At 64.0% G+C, this 17,047-nt stretch carries 16 protein-coding genes; 2 read left to right on the forward strand and 14 right to left on the reverse strand.

The window, feature by feature from the left end; all coding sequences use genetic code 11:
* Position 1: 1 nt before the first annotated feature.
* The 9 genes from ACNR9O_RS08260 to ACNR9O_RS08300 form a co-directional block, all read right to left on the reverse strand.
* Positions 2-1,342, reverse strand: a complete 1,341-nt coding sequence (locus ACNR9O_RS08260; RefSeq protein WP_473681661.1) for a sensor histidine kinase — start codon at positions 1,340-1,342, stop codon at positions 2-4.
* Between the two features lie 65 nt (positions 1,343-1,407).
* Complete coding sequence (locus ACNR9O_RS08265; protein ID WP_473681659.1) at positions 1,408-1,773, reverse strand: hypothetical protein; 366 nt, start codon at positions 1,771-1,773, stop codon at positions 1,408-1,410.
* An 83-nt stretch (positions 1,774-1,856) separates the two neighbouring features.
* Entirely contained in the window at positions 1,857-2,117 is a 261-nt protein-coding gene (locus tag ACNR9O_RS08270; RefSeq protein WP_473681657.1) for a hypothetical protein, read from the reverse strand.
* A gap of 511 nt (positions 2,118-2,628) precedes the next feature.
* Positions 2,629-3,900, reverse strand: coding sequence for a phospholipase D family protein (locus ACNR9O_RS08275; protein WP_473681655.1), 1,272 nt, complete (start codon positions 3,898-3,900; stop codon positions 2,629-2,631).
* Positions 3,901-3,943: 43 nt separating this feature from the next.
* On the reverse strand, positions 3,944-5,932 hold the full coding sequence (locus ACNR9O_RS08280; protein WP_473681653.1) for a preprotein translocase subunit SecA: 1,989 nt from the start codon (positions 5,930-5,932) through the stop codon (positions 3,944-3,946).
* On the reverse strand, positions 5,925-8,069 hold the full coding sequence (locus ACNR9O_RS08285; RefSeq protein WP_473681651.1) for an efflux RND transporter periplasmic adaptor subunit: 2,145 nt from the start codon (positions 8,067-8,069) through the stop codon (positions 5,925-5,927). Before ACNR9O_RS08285 ends, ACNR9O_RS08280 begins: the two co-directional genes overlap by 8 nt.
* A 3-nt stretch (positions 8,070-8,072) precedes the next feature.
* Positions 8,073-9,920 carry an efflux RND transporter periplasmic adaptor subunit gene (locus ACNR9O_RS08290; protein WP_473681649.1) on the reverse strand — a complete coding sequence of 616 codons (1,848 nt, stop codon included), beginning with the start codon at positions 9,918-9,920 and terminating at the stop codon, positions 8,073-8,075.
* Positions 9,917-11,380 carry a TolC family protein gene (locus ACNR9O_RS08295; protein ID WP_473681647.1) on the reverse strand — a complete coding sequence of 488 codons (1,464 nt, stop codon included), beginning with the start codon at positions 11,378-11,380 and terminating at the stop codon, positions 9,917-9,919. Before ACNR9O_RS08295 ends, ACNR9O_RS08290 begins: the two co-directional genes overlap by 4 nt.
* Before the next feature lie 204 nt (positions 11,381-11,584).
* Positions 11,585-11,986, reverse strand: coding sequence for a hypothetical protein (locus tag ACNR9O_RS08300; RefSeq protein ID WP_473681645.1), 402 nt, complete (start codon positions 11,984-11,986; stop codon positions 11,585-11,587).
* Between the two features lie 276 nt (positions 11,987-12,262).
* On the opposite strand from ACNR9O_RS08300, the gene bamE reads away from it, so the two are divergent.
* Together bamE and ACNR9O_RS08310 are read left to right on the forward strand one after the other, a co-directional pair.
* On the forward strand, positions 12,263-12,577 hold the full coding sequence (gene bamE, locus ACNR9O_RS08305) for an outer membrane protein assembly factor BamE domain-containing protein (protein WP_473681643.1): 315 nt from the start codon (positions 12,263-12,265) through the stop codon (positions 12,575-12,577).
* A gap of 39 nt (positions 12,578-12,616) precedes the next feature.
* On the forward strand, positions 12,617-13,957 hold the full coding sequence (locus ACNR9O_RS08310; RefSeq protein WP_473681641.1) for a hypothetical protein: 1,341 nt from the start codon (positions 12,617-12,619) through the stop codon (positions 13,955-13,957).
* 22 nt (positions 13,958-13,979) lie between these two features.
* Here the strand turns inward: ACNR9O_RS08310 and ACNR9O_RS08315 are convergent, their stop codons facing one another.
* From ACNR9O_RS08315 to ACNR9O_RS08335, 5 genes are all read right to left on the reverse strand, one after another.
* Entirely contained in the window at positions 13,980-14,591 is a 612-nt protein-coding gene (locus tag ACNR9O_RS08315; protein WP_473681639.1) for a polymorphic toxin-type HINT domain-containing protein, read from the reverse strand.
* A 41-nt stretch (positions 14,592-14,632) separates the two neighbouring features.
* On the reverse strand, positions 14,633-15,478 hold the full coding sequence (locus ACNR9O_RS08320; protein WP_473681637.1) for a hypothetical protein: 846 nt from the start codon (positions 15,476-15,478) through the stop codon (positions 14,633-14,635).
* Entirely contained in the window at positions 15,475-16,017 is a 543-nt protein-coding gene (locus tag ACNR9O_RS08325; protein WP_473681635.1) for a hypothetical protein, read from the reverse strand. The genes ACNR9O_RS08320 and ACNR9O_RS08325 overlap by 4 nt, the downstream gene beginning before the upstream one ends.
* An 85-nt stretch (positions 16,018-16,102) precedes the next feature.
* The gene (locus tag ACNR9O_RS08330; RefSeq protein ID WP_473700722.1) at positions 16,103-16,354 is read right to left on the reverse strand and encodes a hypothetical protein; all 252 of its coding nucleotides are present in this window, start codon (positions 16,352-16,354) and stop codon (positions 16,103-16,105) included.
* Entirely contained in the window at positions 16,248-16,907 is a 660-nt protein-coding gene (locus ACNR9O_RS08335) for an RCC1 domain-containing protein (RefSeq protein ID WP_473681633.1), read from the reverse strand. Before ACNR9O_RS08335 ends, ACNR9O_RS08330 begins: the two co-directional genes overlap by 107 nt.
* Positions 16,908-17,047: the final 140 nt, after the last annotated feature.

Genomic DNA, 17,047 nt, shown 5'->3' on the forward strand with positions numbered 1-17,047 from the left:
CTCAGGCGGTCGCCGCCGTATCGCCGATCGGCGGCAGCCTTATCGCAATCCGCGTGCCGCCGCCGGGCCGGCTGTCCATCGCGATGCTGCCGCTGCAGTCGGTCACGAAGCGGTGGACGATGCTCAGGCCGATGCCCGTGCCCTCGCCGCGCGGCTTGGTGGTGAAGAACGGGGTGAACGCGTGGGACAGCACGTCCGGTGTCATGCCGACGCCGCTGTCTTCGACGCGGATCAGGGCGTGTGTGCCATCCACGCTGGCCGATAACTTGAACTGTCCTTCGCCCGGCATGGCGTCGGAGGCGTTGGCGGCGAGGTTCAGCAACGCCAGCTCCAGTTCGTCGCGATCCGCTCTGACCAGCAGATCGCCGGCGGACAGGTCGACTTGCACCTTGACGCGGGGCGGGAACATCGCGGCAATCAGCGCGGACATGTCGTCGATTGCCTCGCCTAGATCGAATACCGTCATGTCGCGGCTTTGCGGTCGGCTGAAACTGAGCAGGCGCCGGGTGAGGATGGTGCCGCGCCGGGCCGCCTGTTCGATACGGGACAAGGTCGCGTCCGGTCCGCCGTTCGACGCGGGCGCGCCAGTCAGCCGGAGGATGACGCTGAGAATGTGGTTGAAGTCGTGGGCCACGCCGGTCGACAGCCGGCCGATGGCTTCCATGCGCTGCGATTCCAGCAGCCGCGCATAGGCGCGTTCCTTTTCGTCCATGGTCTGCTGCAGCTCCCTGTACGCCGCATCCAGCTCCCGGCTGCGCGCCATCGCCCGCTGCGAGGAAAGGATCAGGCGATCCAGGATGGTCGCCAGCACCAGGAAGTTCATGCCGGAAAGAAACAGGCTGGACCAGGTTTCCGGCGAGGCCCAGGCATGCATCGCGGCTTGCGCATCGCTCCATGCGCCGAGGGTCAGCGAAACGGCGCTGCCCAGGGCCACCCACCACACCGCGGCCCGCCCCAGCAGCAGGCCGGCAAGCAACAGGGGCAGCAGATGGATCATCAGCAGATCCGGCTGCGCCTGCAGCCCGTACAGGTAATAGCCGGCGCCGATGAGCAGCAGGCTGCCGATCACCGCCAGACTCGCCGACCAGCGGTAGTAGCCGGCTCGCGCGAGCCCGAGGCAGGCGCATGCGTAAGCGCCGATGCCCAGCGCATTCCAGACATCCCGCGTCTGTCCCGTCTCCGCATCGCCGTGCGCGGCGACGGCGGCGATCAGCGCCGCCACGCTTACCGCGGCGAGGATCGCCTGGAGCATCTTGTCATTGCGCGGCTCGGGGGATGGCGAAGGAGGCAGTTGCCGGCGATCGAGCGGTTGCCGTGGATGCGATGGGGCTTCGGTGGACATGGGCTGGTGGGTGGTGCCGTGAAGTGAATTGGACAGCCGGCGAACGCGATGCATCCGCCGGCTTTTCATTGATTCAAGGGCGGCAGGGGCGCTGCGGAGATAGGGATGCCATGAGGCGCATCCTGTATGTCGACCGTGCCGCTCTCGGTAACCGTCATCAGTTTTTGCTGGGCGGTTCTTGAAGTAAATCCTTTAGTGAGCAAGAGATATAGCGTGCGGCCTCCGAGCTCTTTATATCCGGCCTCATAGGACAGCTGGATGCCATTGACTGGAAACCTCTGGATCTTGGCCAGCTGCCCTCCATCGAGCTCGAACTTCTTTCCGAAAGCCAGAATGGTGAGCTTCGAGATGCCATCGTTTCCCTGTTCTCCAGCGACGGTCACCGGACCGGACTGGCCGATGCCCTTTGAGCTGAGCTGGAACGAATCCATGGCGAGGATGCCTTCCTTCGATGCGTGCACAGGCTCAGGTCCGGTAAGGGGCAGGAGTAGGACGATCAGGGTGCATAGCTTTCTCATGAGTGCGAGATCCGCTCGATGTACAGCACTTCGTGCGGATGGTGTTCCCGGATGGTCGCCACAGCGTCCTCGACTTGAGATGGATGGTGCGGGTCAATCCAATGCACAAAGTTGGTCAGATGCAGACCTTTATTGCGATAGTGGCTCATGTCCAGCTCGCTCAGCAGGCCATGATTCAACCAGACGAATATCTGCCTGGTCAGAGCGAGCTCCAATATCTCGGGCAGGCCGTGTGGCGTAAGCGCGAAGAAAACCATGATCCCCCCATCATGTCGGTTTTGATGTACTGCCCGGGACCGAAAGCATTGCATTCGATCCGCTGGCTCACTGATGCCGGACTGGTGCGACCCATATTGGGGGTGACAGGACGGATGGTCGCTGGGAGTATCGGTCAGCGCTTCCGCTGGGAAAACCTCCGACATCGAAGCGGGAGACACCCGCCTTGCCCCAGTCAAGCTCCCTCTCCCCTATGGGGAGAGGGGTGGGGTGAGGGGGCCTACGAAGCGCACCCTCCACCAGCCGCCTCAAGATCCTCCAGCCAATAACTAAGCTCTTCCCCATGCCGACTCAGGTAATGCACCGCCGCAAACGCGCCATCGACGCACATCGGCGGCAACGGCTGCTCTCCTTCTACGCAAGTGCATAGCACGCCTGCTGATCGCAAAAGCTCTCACCATTCGCCTGGATGCCGTTCAACACTTTTTGCTATGGAGGGAATAACTGGACGTTAGTTGATGGCGGAGATGTTCATGAGAGCGGTCGGCGTTCTTAGAGCTGCCGAACGTCAAAGCCGAAGTAACGGAGAACTTTCGTTGTTCGTCCATTAATTACAGGAAGATCTTCCTTGTTCTTCCAGCCGATCATTTCCTGGACATTGGCAACGCCGAAGGAGTTGAGTTTGTATTCGGCGCCATAGATGAGATTCGCCATTCGCTGTATCACCTCATCCTTGCCGTGAACCAGATAGGCGAGACTGTCTCTCACCCTGATCGGATCATTGCTATCCATGAAGGCTTTTCTGAGGCCGGGTATGCCGCCCTGGTGAAAGCGAAGGCGATCATGGAAAGAGTGAAGGGTAAGTAGTGCCTCAAAGAGATCGTCGTCGTTAGCTTGCCTGATCGTTTGAGGCGAATCAAAAACTGCGCACAGTCGTGGATAGTTCTCGCCAACAATGGTCGATTCAAGATGTGGAAATGACTCCGAGTGCCATTTCTCTAGTGCCGAGGTGAGGTCGGCCTGACGAGCGCTCGTCCATCCGATGGGTGGCTCGCTCCATGTTTCTCCAGTAGCGAAGTGGTCACGTACAAAGCTGAAGAATGAGTCGATCTCCAGTCGGAGCGGCAGTAAGTCCTCGGATACTTTTCGCTTTCCGAGCTCAAGATACTTTTCGCGAGTCGTCTTAAAGGCGCTCACGGCTTCTTGATAGGTGCGTCGATAGCTATTGACGAACAAGTTCTCTTTGGACTTCTTCCGCTCACTGCGATCGATGTTTGCAAATGTCACTTTGCCTATAGCTGCATCTATTTCCTGCTCCATTTTGAAGATGCCGGATTCGATCTCCTTATGAGCGTCAAAGACTTTGCGGTATTTTTCAAGGGCGTTCTCCGTGAGGACGGCCGCTTGTTCCCAGTATTCGCCAAAGAGCGAGGCAAGATGTTCGAAACGATCGTCGTTCGCCGGGATGGCGGCGAGTATCTCTTGGTTGGATATGCAGGCCGAATTCGTGAGATTGGCTGATCCAAGGTAGGCGATGCGGTTGCCATAGACGTAAAGCTTGGGGTGGAAGGTTCGATCGCTGAAATAGCGAACATCGATAAATGGATTCTTAAGGGCTTCCGCAAGCGCCGGCGGCGATGTGGGATAGCCTAAGCGAACCACTAGACGGACTCGACGACTTGCTTGCGCGACATTCTTCAGTATTTCGTAATCGGTAAAGAAAGCAGTCGCGATGAAGATAGGCTCATCGATTTGGGCTTCGCCGAGGAGAGCGTTCCGTACAAAATCGCGACGTGTATTGGAATTAGTAAAAAGCATGTCCATCCCTCGATTTTCATGGCGAACTGGCTAGTAATCCAGCCGGGCTTTACTTCCTCGTCTTCCCCACAAACCCCAGCGCCCGCACCCATTCCGCATCCCGCCGCGTCGTCTCCACCCGCTGCTTTCGGTAGTGCCTCTCGGCACGGTCCTGCACATAAGTCACCCAGCGCCGGAACCAGCGCTCGCTATGGCGCATGTCGCGAATCAGCCAGCCCATCAGGCGACGTCCGGCGGCGGGGGCGAAGCGTAGAAAGAGGTCGTCTTCCACGCTGATGATGGCTTCCGTGGTGCCGGGATCGCCCTGGCGTGCGCTGCGCCCGAACAGCTGGCGATCCACGCGCGCCGATTCGTGGAACTCGGTAAGGATCACGTGCAGGCCGCCGGTCGCTTCGACGTCCTTGGCCAGTTTGATGTCGGTCCCGCGTCCGGCCATGTTGGTGGCCACCGTGATCCGCCCCGGCTGCCCGGCGTCCGAGACAATCTCCGCCTCGCTCTTGTCCTGGCGCGCATTGAGCACGATGTGCTCGACGCCCGACTCCTCGAACAGGCGTCCGAGCACTTCGGAGGCCTCGACCGAGCGCGTGCCTACCAGTACCGCGCGGCCCTGGCTCGCCAATTCGATCGCTCGACGCGCCACTTCCCGCCAGCGCTGCTCGCCACCCGCGCAGATGCGGTCAGCCAGGCGTTGCCGCCGGCTTGGCTTGTGCGTGGGGATGCGCGTGACGGGCAGGCCATACGTTTGCTTCACCTCCGTCGCCACTTCCTGTGCCGTGCCCGTCATCCCGCTCAGCAGCAAATATCGGCCGAAGAATCGCTGATAGGTGATCTGTGCCAAGGTCCGCCGCTGCCCGGTGATCTCGGCGCCTTCCTTGCACTCGATCATCTGATGCAGTCCGCGCTCCCAGGTACGATCCGGCATCACGCGCCCGGTGGATTCGTCGACGATCTGCACCTTGCCGTCGGCCAGGATGTAGTCCTGGTCGCGGGTGAAGCAATGCACCGCGGACAGCGCCTTCTGCACGAACTCGTCGCGCCACAGCGGCGAGCGCCACAGGCCGCCGAACGAGGCGGTCAGTTCACGCACGCGCTTGCGACCGGCTTCGGTCAACCAGATGTCGCGTCGCGCGCCCTTGATGTAATCGACGCCGGATTCGAGTGTCTGCGCCAGTTCCACGGATTGCGCGTAGACCGCCGGGTCCAGATCGTCCGGCAAGGTCTCAGAGATGATCAGCGGCGTGCTGGCCTCGTCGATCAGCACGCTGTCGGCCTCGTCGATGATGGCGAAATGCAATCCGCGCAGGATCGGCGGTTCGCCGCGCACACCACCCGCCAGTTCGCGAATGCGCTGCTGGGTCAGCGAGATTTCGCCCAGGGCGATGCAGTCCTTCAGGTAATCGAAGGTCAGCTCTTTGTTCGACACGTAGGCGATATCGCAGGCATAGGCCTTGCGTCGATCCGGCACGGCCATGTCTTGCAACACCACGCCCGCGCTCATGCCGAGAAAATCGAATAGCGGGCGGTTATGTTCCGCATCGCGCTCAGCCAGGTAGTCGTTTACCGTAACCACATGCACCGCTGCGCCGGTGGCGGCCGCGGCGCAGGCGGCGAGGGTGGCGGCGAGGGTCTTGCCTTCGCCGGTGGACATTTCGGCGAGGCGGCCCTGTAGCAAGGCGCGCCCGGCGAGCAACTGCACGTCGTGGTGGCGCATGCCGAGCGTGCGGCGCGACGCTTCGCGGATCAGCGCGAAGGCGTCGGGCAAGATGGCGTCGGTGAAGCCCTCGCGATGCATGCGCTGGGCGGCGGCGCGCAGCCGCTCGCGCACCTGCCCGTCGGTGGCCGCGCGGGCATCGTCTTCGCGTGCCGCGGTGGCGGCTAGGAAGTTGCGCACCTTGCCGCCGTCGAAGCGGGGGCGGCTGTCGAGCATAGCGCGCAGCCGGTCTTCCCAGCGCGAGCGCTTGGCGTCCAGGCGCTCCAGGTAAGGGCCGTCGCCGAGCCGCAGATCGCGTCCGGCCAGCAGGGCGCGTACGTCAGACACCGAAGTGCCCCAGGAATACTTGCCGCAGCCTCCTCAGGCCCTGCCGCGCGAGTGATTCGCTGCCGTGGTCGAAACGTACGTGCACGCGCTCGCCGAAGGGCGGCTCGGTGCCAGCGGGTAAAGCGACGTCGACGATGAACACGCGTTGCAGCGTCTTCAGGCCGTTGCTGTCATTGGGGTTGGTGGGAATGACGCCGCCGCCGTTGAGGCTGAGCGCCGCGGTGGGCAGTTCGTCCACCGCGCCAGGGAAGCTGCGTACCACGCGGGAATCGTGCACGTCGGCGAGCGAATCGGCGAGCCGCAGCTGCACGCCATGCAGGCGTTGGTGCACCAGATCGATATCGTCCTGCTGCACCACGACGCGCACCATGAGATCCCGCGGCGTCAGCACGTAGCCCAGCAGCTCGCCCTTTTTGTAGTAGTGGCCGGGCATATCCTGCGGCGTGGCGGCGATCAGTCGGCCGTCGCCGCCGGCATGGCCGATCAGGCGGGCGGCGCGCAGTTCGGCGCGTTCCAGCACTTCGCGAGCTTCCTGCAACTGGCGGCCGCTGACCTGGGCCTTGGTCGGATCGGCGAAGGCGTCCGCGTCGTAACGCGCCTGCGCCTCGTCGAGCTTGGCCCGATCCACCGCCAGCTCCGCTTGCAGCGACGGGTTGTCGAGCAGGTAGACGGGCTGGTCGCGCCGCACGGCCTGTTCGGGCTCCTTCATCCAGGCGTGGAAGAAGCCGTTCTCCTGCGCGTGCAGCATGGAGCGATCCGGCAGCCACACCACGCCTTCGGCCTTGGTGTGCAGCGGCACGGGCACGAACAGCAGCACGGCCAGCAAAAGGCCGACCGCGACGGCGGTGCGTCGATAAGCCCGCCCGCGCACGCGATGCAGTGCACCGGCGGTGCGCAGATGTTTCAGCCCCTTGCGGACTGGCCCGACGAACAGCCCGAACGCGCTCCAGCAAGCCATCAGCACGCCGACGATGAAGTACTTGCCCGCGACCAGGAAGATCACTGAGAGCGTGACCGACGTGCGGTAGATCCACGCCAGCGGCGTATAGAAGAACAGCCAGCGCTGCTCGGCCGGCGTCTCGTCCGGCTTGACCGCGTCGGCGGAGCCGAAGGCGTAGCGGTCCAGCAGCCAGGTCCACCATGCACTGCCGCGTTGCGCCAGGTTGGGCATCTCGATCAGGTCGGCCAGGATGTAATAGCCGTCGTAGCGCAACAGCGGGTTGCCATTGACCAGCAGGGTAGAGACGCCGCCGATCACCATCACGTTGAAGGCCACGGCACGCAACACGCCAGGCTCCGCCGCCAGCCACACATACAAGGCGAGCGCCGCGAGCAACAGTTCCACCAGCATGCCCGCCGCCGCCACCAGAGCCCGGCGGTACTTGGAAGGAAAGGCCGCCGACGACGAGGCCTCCACATACGGCACCGGCGCGAAGATCAGGAACATCACGCCCAGTTCGCGCACCGCGCCGCCCCAGCGCTTCACCGCGAAGCCGTGGCCCAGTTCATGCAGCAGCTTCACTACCGGATACACCGCCAGCATCACCAGCAGGTTGCTGGACGACAGCACGCGGTCGGAAAGGTTGTGCGTCAGCTCACCCCAGTGCTGCGCGGCCAGTACCGCCGCCGGCAGCATTACCGCCAGCCACAGCAGAGCGCCGATGGGGCCGAAGCACCAGGAGACGAAGGGCGACAGGCGGGTAAGGAAGCGATCCGGATTGAGCAGCGGCAGCTTGATGCTCATTGGATTGAGCAGCCACTGGCGGAGTGTTTCGGTGCGCTTGCGCCTGTGGCGATCCAGTGCCTCAGCCGAATCCGGCGCCACGTCGGTCTGCAGCAGGTCGGCGGCATGCAGCTGCACGAGCAGGTCGACCACTTCCGGTTGCGTGCAGGCGTCGCGCGACTCGGAGGTGTTGGCGCGCTCCCACAGGGCCTGCACGGTCTGGCGGCCGTCCATGCCGGCGATGAACGCGTAGGCGGCGGTGGAGAGGCGATACACGCGGCCGCCGGTCTGATCCTGCACGACGTACCAGGGCTTGCCGCGGAACACCACGCGCTGCACCGTGGCATACGGCATCAGCCGTGGCCGCAGCAGCGCCACGCTATGCCATGAAGGGCTGAACGGGCTGCGCGCCATGGCCTACAGGCCCCAGCTCCACAGATTGAGCCGCAACCAGTCGAACAGGCCGTGCAGCAGCACCCAGCCCAGCTTGCGCTTGCCGGCGCCGACCTTGCCGATGCCTTCCATGCCCGGCAGCACCAGTGGCGAATCCTCCTTGAGCCGCGCTTCGACGCGATAGAAGTTGCGGCCGTCCTGCGCGGTCGCCACCGGCATGATCTTGGCCACGGTGAACGGCATCGGGTCGCCTGCCAGGCCGGTCATCACCAGTTCGCCGGATTGGCCTGTGCGCAGCTGGCCGATGTCGCGCTCGTCCACCTGCAGGATGATGCGGTAGCTGTGCAGCGGCGCGATCTCGAATAGCTTCTTGCCGGCTTCCACCGGCGTGCCGACCTGCTGGCTCAGGTCGCCGGTGACGATGACGCCGTCGTAAGGCGCGAGCACTTTGACGCGCGACAGCTTGTCGTCCAGCAGATCGAGCTGCGCCTGCGCCTCGCGCAGCTGCGCGCCGACCACCTGCATCGCGGTCAGGTCGTGCCCGGCCATCGCTTCGCGCAGCTTGTTGTCGTACTGGTCGCGCTCGCTGGCCCACTTGGCGCGCTCCACGCGAAGGTCGTGATCGTCGAGCTGGGCCAGCGGCTGATCCTTGGCCACGGTATCGCCGGCGCGCACGAAGCTGGCGGCGAGAAAGCCTTCGAACGGCGCGGCGGCGACGCGCTGGATCTCGCCTTCGGTCACCGTCTTGGCGGAGACCCGGTACGGCACGGGCAGAAACACCAGCAAGGCGATCGCCAGCGTTGCCGCGAGGCCGCCGGCCTTCCATAGCAAATGGCGCGGGCCGAGCAGCGCGGCGAGAAAGCGGCGTGCCTCATCGCGAAGCCGTTGCCACGAGCCGCGCTCCGCGTCCACGCGTTGCGCGATCACTGGCGCGAGAAGGGCGCCGAATGTCTCCAGCCATTTGCGCTCGTCCTCGCCGAACGGCGCGGGCGCTTCGCGCTCGATCGTTACTACGGCCACGCACTTTGCCTGCTGCGTAATGGGCAGCGAAAGCAGGCGACCCGCGCCGGTGCGTTGCAGCAGCGCCGTGTGTGCGCGGAAGCTGTCGGGTGCGTCGTGCTCGGGTGCGGCGGCTTCCACCGGCTGCGCGAGATCGCAGGCTTCGTTCATCGCGGCGGTGTAGGCCTGCACGAGTGGCGAAGACTTCTCGAACGTCGCCGCTTCCGATAGGGCGGCGAGCTTCACTTCGCCATGGCGCATCAGCCCGATGGCCACGCGGGTGCCGTTGAAACGGCGGCGCAGTTCATTGCTCAGGTCGAACAGCGCCTGCTGGAAGCGTTCGTGACGCAGCGCGATGGCGATGGCTTCGAGCACGCCCAGTGAACGTGCGCTGGCGGCGATCGCCGCGTCGTGTTCGCGTCGGGCGAACAGGTTGCTCAGCCAGGCGCTGCCCCAGTGCAGCTCGCGCAGCAAGAAGGGCACGGTCTCGTCATGTGTGGTGAGTTCCAGCACGACGGAGCCGGCGATACGGTCGTGCACGGCCAGCGGCGCGGCGACGTGCCACAGATGGGCCGGCTCCGCACAGGGCTGCACCACCACGCGGCGATCGGCGAGGGCGCGCTGCACGGCTTCGCCCATGCGCGCCATGTCGCTGTTGGCCTGCGGATACACCGCGATCGGCACATAGTTCTGACCGTCCGCGGATTCCACCAGGATGGCCGCCTGCGCGATCAACGGAAACTTGTCGCGCAGCACCGCCAGCCAGGCGTCGCAGAACTCTGCCGACGTGCGCGCGAGGATGAAACGCGACCAGCCGTCGATCGGCAGCGGCGTCGGCGCGGAGGGATCGGGCGTGACGGGCAGGGCACTCATCGCGGCACATGCTCCGGGTTGATCGAGGCGGTGGCTTCGGTGTGCGATGGCACGAAGCACTGATCCAGCTCGTCGATATCGGTCACGCTCAGGTCGCCGAGCGTGGCCCTGAGCTTGATGTAGGACGTGAGCTGCTGGTAGCGGCCCTTGCGCATGTCGCGGCGCGAGGCGGCGATCTGTTGCTTGGCCGCCAGCGTGTCGGCGTCGGTCTTCAGGCCACGTTCGCTGCCGCGCTCGGCGACGGCCAGCGCGCGCTGCGCGGCCGTGATGGCGATGCGCGCGGCGTGTGCTTTGGCCAGGCCCGCGCGCCAGGCGAGGAAGGCGGTCTTCACGTTGAGGATGGCCTGCCGCCGCGCCGCTTCCAGGTCGTCGCGCGCCTTGTCGCGCAGGGCCAGCGCCTCGGCTACCTTGGCCGACTGCGTGCCGCCGGAATAGATCGGCACGTTGAGCTGCAGGCCCACGGTGAGCGTCCGGATGCGGTAGCCGGCCTGCCCGGGGAAGTTGCCGACGTTCTGGTCGGTGTTGCCGTAGCTGGCCACCATGTCCAGCGTCGGCTGGTGGCCGGCGCGCTGCTTGCTCACCTCGTCTTCCGCCGCGGCGACGGCACGGGAGGCGGCACGCAGGGCGGGGCTGCTGGTGTCGATCTGCGTAAGCCAGGCGTCGAGGTCGCCGCCGATCAGGTCGGGCAGTTCGAGCGTGTCGTCCAGATACGGTTGCTGCAGGTCTTCCGCCGAACCGACCCACTGCTCCAGCGCCGCAAGCTTGGTCGCGTGATCGGCCTCCGCCGAGGCGGCATCCGCGGCGGCTTCTTCGTACTTGGCGCGTGCGTCGTCGGCCTGCGGCTCGCCTTGTGCGCCCAGCTCCGCTGCGCGACGGGCGATGTCCCACTGTGCGCGCAGGGCATCGCGCTGCGCGGCGGTGAACTCCACCGCGTCGCGCGCTTCCATCAGGTCGAACCAGGCCGACGCGAGTTTTTGATAAAGCTGCTGCTCAGTGTCCTTGAGCTGGTACTCGGTCTGCCTCTCCACCTGCTCGGCCTGATGCAGGCTCGCGGTGTTGGCCGGACGCCACAGCGGCTGGGTCAGGCTGACCTGGCCGGTGTCGCCGTGATAGCGGTCGTGCAGGGTGTGCGTGACCTTGTCCAGCGTGTCGTAACGACGACGATTGCCATTGCTGGTGGCGGTGGCGGAAATCTGCGGCAGCATCGCGCCGAAGGCCTGACGCGTGCGGGCGCGCGAAGCATCGAGGCTGGCCTTGGCGGCGCGATAACCGGGCTCGCTGTCGTGCGCGATGGAAAACAGCTCGCCTAATGAGGCGACGGTAGAGGCAGCGAAGGCGGGCGCGGCAATAAAAATGCTCGCGCAGAGCAGAGTCAGCAGCGGCGCGCGACGCAGCAACGACGACCTGCCAAGGCGTACGACCGGAACCTGCTCCCTCGCGTCATCACTTTCGCGTCGCACCTCAAATCCCTTCGCTGTGCCCGGAGGGAGAGGCCGGCCCGTCGTGGACCGCAACGGCAAGCGACGCACCGGAAAACCGCACGGTGCGGACTGACGTTATTCCAGAATTTCCCCCTGAAGCGGGGGCATTTTGGCATCGGGTCCGGGGCGTGCCAAGGGCTGGTTTTGTTCAGTCTTTTCGCAAGGTTTTGCGGTCACGGGTACTCAATGAGCCGGAGGTATCGGAGCAAGACTGGCACCCAGGTGCCGGCGGACCTTGGCCAGCGCCGCAGCATCGGCTGCTGCCAGGGCGGCCAGTCCGCGTGTCCGCTTGACCGGGTCGGGATCGTAGCCACTGGGAGCGATATAGCCTTGACGGGCCAACTGGCAGGGTGCGCAAGGCGAGGGCATCTCTCCGCTCGTGATCATCAGCGTCGTGCCCGGTATGCCGCCGTCTGCGTACGGGGCGCCCGTGAGCTCGAACGTGAGCGTGATGGCCCAGCTCCCGCCATAGCCGCTCTTTTTGCGACGCTCGGCGAGACGGAAGCCGGATTGCTCGTAGGCTTCGGTATAAACGCGCTCGATCTGCTCTGGCGACGCGCCTGGGTGGTCCACCATGGCGATCACGCGACTCTCCGCAAGCGATGCATTCACGACGCTTCCCAGCAGCAGACCCAGAACAAGGCATAGATGTCGGGCGGGCACGGGACGATCTCCTGGTCTTTCGCTCGGCATGTGGAACGCCGCCCGCGGCGCCGGAGGGTCAATTTCTCTGGCGCTTTCCGCTATCCATTCCGCAGATTATTGCGGCTAGGAAGGGCCGCTTTCGCCCCGCGAACTTGCGGTACCATGCCGACTAGTCACCAGCGCGCGGCGCATCCAGCGCCAGTCTCAGGGGGAGTCATGAAGCGCATCATGGGAGCGGCCGTACTGGCGGCCGCCTTGGCCGGCTGTCACACCACTGGCCAGAAAATCACCAGGCTCGATCCGGGCAGCAGTCGCGACGAGGTCGTCGCCACGCTGGGGCGGCCGGATGCGATGAGCACCATGGGTGATTTCGAGGTCTATACCTATCTCGCTCGTCACCGCACGCGCACGTCACTGGTCCACACCGACTACACGGTGGTGATGAAGGACGGCAAGGTGACACAGTTCGGTCCCGGCCTTGCGCGGCGCGAAGGCTTGCACGGCATTGCCATCGTTTCGTCGGCCGAATGAGCACGCGGACGCGGTTCGGTTGGCGCAGGGAGGACAGGGATGAAGTCCAGATGGAGCATGCGGTTGCTCGCCATCCTGGCGGTCGCCATGGCCGTCATCGCGGTGTGTGTCGTGCTGCTCCGCCCCCAAGGATCCCGTCAGATAGCGGACGTGCCGCTCGCTCGGCAGCTGTTGGACGCCCCGACGCCTGAGGGTGGGGAACTCAGGGCGGCGGCGGAAAAGTTCTATGCGCTGGGTTTCGCCGATGAGGGCGACCGCTTACTCAATTATCCGCGCGTACGCGCGCTGCTGCCCTTGCTAGGCAAAGGCACGCCAGCGGCAGCGACGGTGCGCGATGTCCTGGCTATGCCGGAGACTTCCGATCAGGGTCTACAACAACTTCGCGATAGCCTGCTCGACCAAGCCGTATTGGCAAAGATCACGGATACCGTCGAACAAGAACTGCCCGACCTGAAGCTTGCGATTGAGCCATACGGCGCGGACCCAACACCACCCGAGCATGTACAAGGCGCTCTGTGGCGCACTCAGGTGAGCGATCGGGTGGATAACCATGCCGCACGTCCTTTATGGCTCGTCACGCTGTCCGTAACACAGCACTTGGTGCGGCCAGTAAGTTTGCGGCTGGCGTTGCGTGTCGGGGCGTCATCGTTCCTGTTCTGCCGGACTGGGGCGCTCGTACCGGCCCAGGTGACCACGGTCGTCTGCGCGGCACCTGCAGGCATCTTGCCGAACGGGCATCCCGCCGACCCGGAGCTTCCTAAGTTGGTTGCATCCGGCAGCGTGTTCAAACTGCAATCGATCGAAGTGGTGGATACGCAAGGCTTCACCTTGGCAGACGTGACTCGAGGTGCGGATGTAGCCGAGCGCCAGGCACGCACCATTATCGCGAATAGCTCCGGAGCCACGGTGGCCTACGTCAGTTGCGGACAGCGTGGCGATTGCGCGCGCACCTTTGTCGCTGCTGTGTTCAACCCAGGTTCCCTCGGTTTTCTGCTGGTGGCAGCGGGCATGATATGGTCGGTCAGATGGCGCTGGCGCGGGCAATACGATGAAGGTCGTGGCAACCCATTCAAGCCGGCATTCGCCATCTATCTGGTTCTGATACTCCTGGCGATTCCCGTCGATCTGCTGGATTCGCGTGCCGTGCAAGGTGGCGCGCCGCTGTTCACCGGCCTGCTCAGCACCGCCTATAACATGATATTGGCGATGCCCTGGATGGCTTTTCGCATGCAGCAGGTCAGCCATGGTTCCGGCGCAGCTCTGATCGGAAGCCCCAAGGTCGACATCTTGCTGAGCTGGATATTTATGCTGGCCAACCTGGCTTGGCTCTGGTGCATGGCCTATCCACCAGCACCGGCGCGTCGTGGCGCGAGGATGTAGCGATCGCTCAGCCGCAGCTCTGCTAATAGGCGTCCCGCACCAGCACGCCCTGGTTGCCTACGTAATAGTTATGGAATTCCTCCACCTCGAGGTTGTAGACGCGCACCTTGAGATACGGGTCGGGCTCTTCCATTTCGTCGGGATAGGTGGCTTCCAGATCGAGATAGTCGGGCTTGCCTGAGAAATCGACTTCAAAGCCGATATCGTCCAGATAGATGCTGGTGTTGTACCAGCCGACATGGGGGCGCGGGGTGCGATACACGGGCGATACGATCCGGACGCTGACCGCGCGGCCATCTTCCAGCTGGAAGCGCGTGCCGCCATCCGGGACTTCGTCCGACAGCCGGTCCACGCGGCGCCAGCCGACCCCTTCGATCCAGAACGCATGGTTGCGCGTGGGATAGAGGAGGAAGCTGCTGTTGGGCTTGGTGTCGTCGAGGTGCTTGATGCCGAAAATTTCCTGGTCGTCGTGGACGAGCGTCCGAGTTACCGCACGGTAATCCGGTGTGCCGCCGCTTTGGGGGCGCGACAGCACTTTGTCGCCCACCTTGATCTGCTCGATCGGAACCGGGCCTTTGTCGGTCCTTACCAAGGTGCCGCAGGCGAAGCCGCTGCTGGTGGTCAATGAGTTCATGATTGATGCGTTTCCAAGCGAGTCGTAGTGGGGTGTATGCGTCAGCCGTATTCATAGCCATTGCTGTAGCCGATCACCCTGCGCAGCTTCGGCACGATCTGCCATAGGGACGTCTGTTTGCCGCAGTCTCGCGGCACCAGGGCGTCCGGCGCGCTGCTGCCTGGGCGCAGGATGAAGGACATGGGCAGTCCGTCGAGTTCGCCGCGATAGCTCAGACCTTGCGTGTCCTTGATGACGACCGAGGCGGTGGTCGTCGCGCAGGTCTCCTCGCCATTGGTGTCGAGCAGCTTCCGGCCCGGAAGCAGGTAATAGGTAAGGCCGCTGTCGGGTACATCGAGGGCCTTCCACTGGGATGGCTGGCTGGTGATGCGCGGCGCGTCGTGACGTTTCGCGAGCGCGCCCCGCAGAGCGTCGGCCTCGTCGGAAGATACTGCGCGCTCGGCGAAGGTGCGTGCAGGGAAGGGAGTGGGCGAAAGCACCACCGGCGGATCCGGCACATCGGCGTACGTCGGCTTGATCGCCGGCGTCAGCCAGAGAAACAGCACCTCCTCGTCCGCAGCAGTCACCTTGGTGCAGGTGTGTGGCCGTGCATCTCCCGGGGTCCATAGCTGGCCGCGCTTGAGGCAGGCTGCGCGAATGGCCTCCGCGCCTTTGGCGGAAAGCGTGATGTTGTGTCCGTCCTCGGCGGGAAAATGCCCGCCGTCGACGCCGCCGATCACGGTGGGTGGCACCAGGGTGTAGCCGCCTGGGTAGTCGCCGGCCAGGCACGACATCGTTACGCATGCTGCCGCGAGGGAGAGAAAGCCGCGCTGCCAGAAGGATTTCATGGTCTTGGACTCGCCAGGGTTGTCTCGCAGCGGAAGGGCGCGTCCGGCTTGGCAGTTCATGGCTGGTATTCCGGAAAGCCGTTCAATCCCTGATGATCGCGCGGCACGGCCACGCCGAAGAACTTCGGGTCCGACATCATTCCGATATAGACGCGCTCCCGCGCATCGCACATGCGCTTGCCCAGAAGCTTGCCCTTCCTCTCGACGATGACGCCGCCCTCTTCATGCGCGTCGGTTTGCTGATAGGTCGGGGCGACCACTTCGAAGAACACGGCATAGCTGGTGTCGCCATGAACCAGCCGGAGATAGGTAAGCTCGCCGCGCCCACCGCTGCCGAGCTCATTGCCGCTTGCATAGCTCACCAGTGGCGCAGGTTTTCGAGGAAATTCCAATTCCACGCCCCGATCGTCTCCAAAGCGGTAGCGCAGGACGCCAAAGGCGGACTCCTGAGTAGGAGTGGCGCACACGGCGATTTTTTTGTCGCCAGAGGGGCAGGCGAACATCACGGTCTCGCCAGCGCGGCAAAGCGTCCCTTGCAAGGTCTCGCTGAAGAATTGCTGCGCGTGAACGAACGACGCAGGCATGGCGAGCAGGGTCATTTGAAGAAGAAATCGTCGTATGGCTGCTGTGAGCGTCATTCTCATGTCGCCATCATGTCTATGGGTACGGACGGAGCAGGTCTGTTCAATGCCGCCCCCAGACCCACACGTCGCCGTGCTCGTCGATGGCTGCGCTGCTGTTGTAGCCGGCCGCGATCGCCACGGCCTTGCCGATGCCGGGCACCAGCCGTGGTACAGCGGTGAAGCCGGCGAGGGTTCCTCGCCCATACTCATTGCTGCAGGCGGGGCTTCCGTCCTTGCTCAGATCGATCCGCTCGCCGAGTTCGGTGTCGGAGTTCTCGCTTGAAGTACTCGACGTATGCCTCGCCGCCTTCACGGCCGAAATCGTTCATACCCGACGACCACAAGCTGCCATCGGCGCGTGCGAACAGCATGTGCCTGTCGCCGGAAGCTGAGGCGACGATCTTGTCCAGACCTGCCATTTTTGACGGCGTGCATGTGGCGCCGGCTGTTCCACAGCGATCCGGGAATTCCAGGCCGAGTGAAATGATGGCTTGGCCGTTCATCAGTATCGATGCCCGGTGCGCTTCGCGAGGCAGTCCGGCTTGCGGATACAGCTTCATCGCCGTGTCCGCCGCCAGCACTTTGACCGGCGCCGGATCGGCGCAAGTGGACTCGCCACGAAAATACGTCCAGACATTGCCCTGCCGATCGATGGCTACGAGCCTGCTGTCCACGAAGGAAATCGAAGTGATATCCCGCAACTCCGGGAGACGTCGTGAAGGGTTGAACCCGTAACGAGGGCAGGAATTGGGATTGGACGAAGCCATGCCGCCCGGATTGAAGTGTCGGTGCTGAAAGGCGAGCCGGGCACTCCATGCGCCGAATAACAACAGCATAAGCAGCAAGGTGAAGGAAATACGGCTCATCGGGAGCCCGGGCCGCCTTGGGAAGCAACCGGGTGCCAATCATCGGGAATGAATTCATGCATTGACGCGATATGTACTTCCGCCATCCGGTGGCGTTTGCCGGAAGCGAGGCGCCGCAGGACCGCGGCGCCTCGCTTTCA

This window comes from Dyella sp. CR10 (genome assembly GCF_055814425.1).

Excerpts from the sequence above, each read along its gene's own strand:
- ACNR9O_RS08260 (WP_473681661.1), bottom strand. The coding sequence starts at position 1,342 with ATGTCCACCGAAGCCCCATCGCATCCACGGCAACCGCTCGATCGCCGG.
- ACNR9O_RS08265 (WP_473681659.1), bottom strand. The coding sequence starts at position 1,773 with ATGGATTCGTTCCAGCTCAGCTCAAAGGGCATCGGCCAGTCCGGTCCG.
- ACNR9O_RS08270 (WP_473681657.1), bottom strand. The coding sequence starts at position 2,117 with ATGGTTTTCTTCGCGCTTACGCCACACGGCCTGCCCGAGATATTGGAG.
- ACNR9O_RS08275 (WP_473681655.1), bottom strand. The coding sequence starts at position 3,900 with ATGGACATGCTTTTTACTAATTCCAATACACGTCGCGATTTTGTACGG.
- ACNR9O_RS08285 (WP_473681651.1), bottom strand. The coding sequence starts at position 8,069 with ATGGCGCGCAGCCCGTTCAGCCCTTCATGGCATAGCGTGGCGCTGCTG.
- ACNR9O_RS08290 (WP_473681649.1), bottom strand. The coding sequence starts at position 9,920 with ATGAGTGCCCTGCCCGTCACGCCCGATCCCTCCGCGCCGACGCCGCTG.
- bamE (WP_473681643.1), top strand. The coding sequence starts at position 12,263 with ATGAAGCGCATCATGGGAGCGGCCGTACTGGCGGCCGCCTTGGCCGGC.
- ACNR9O_RS08310 (WP_473681641.1), top strand. The coding sequence starts at position 12,617 with ATGAAGTCCAGATGGAGCATGCGGTTGCTCGCCATCCTGGCGGTCGCC.
- ACNR9O_RS08315 (WP_473681639.1), bottom strand. The coding sequence starts at position 14,591 with ATGAACTCATTGACCACCAGCAGCGGCTTCGCCTGCGGCACCTTGGTA.
- ACNR9O_RS08320 (WP_473681637.1), bottom strand. The coding sequence starts at position 15,478 with ATGAACTGCCAAGCCGGACGCGCCCTTCCGCTGCGAGACAACCCTGGC.
- ACNR9O_RS08325 (WP_473681635.1), bottom strand. The coding sequence starts at position 16,017 with ATGACCCTGCTCGCCATGCCTGCGTCGTTCGTTCACGCGCAGCAATTC.
- ACNR9O_RS08335 (WP_473681633.1), bottom strand. The coding sequence starts at position 16,907 with ATGAGCCGTATTTCCTTCACCTTGCTGCTTATGCTGTTGTTATTCGGC.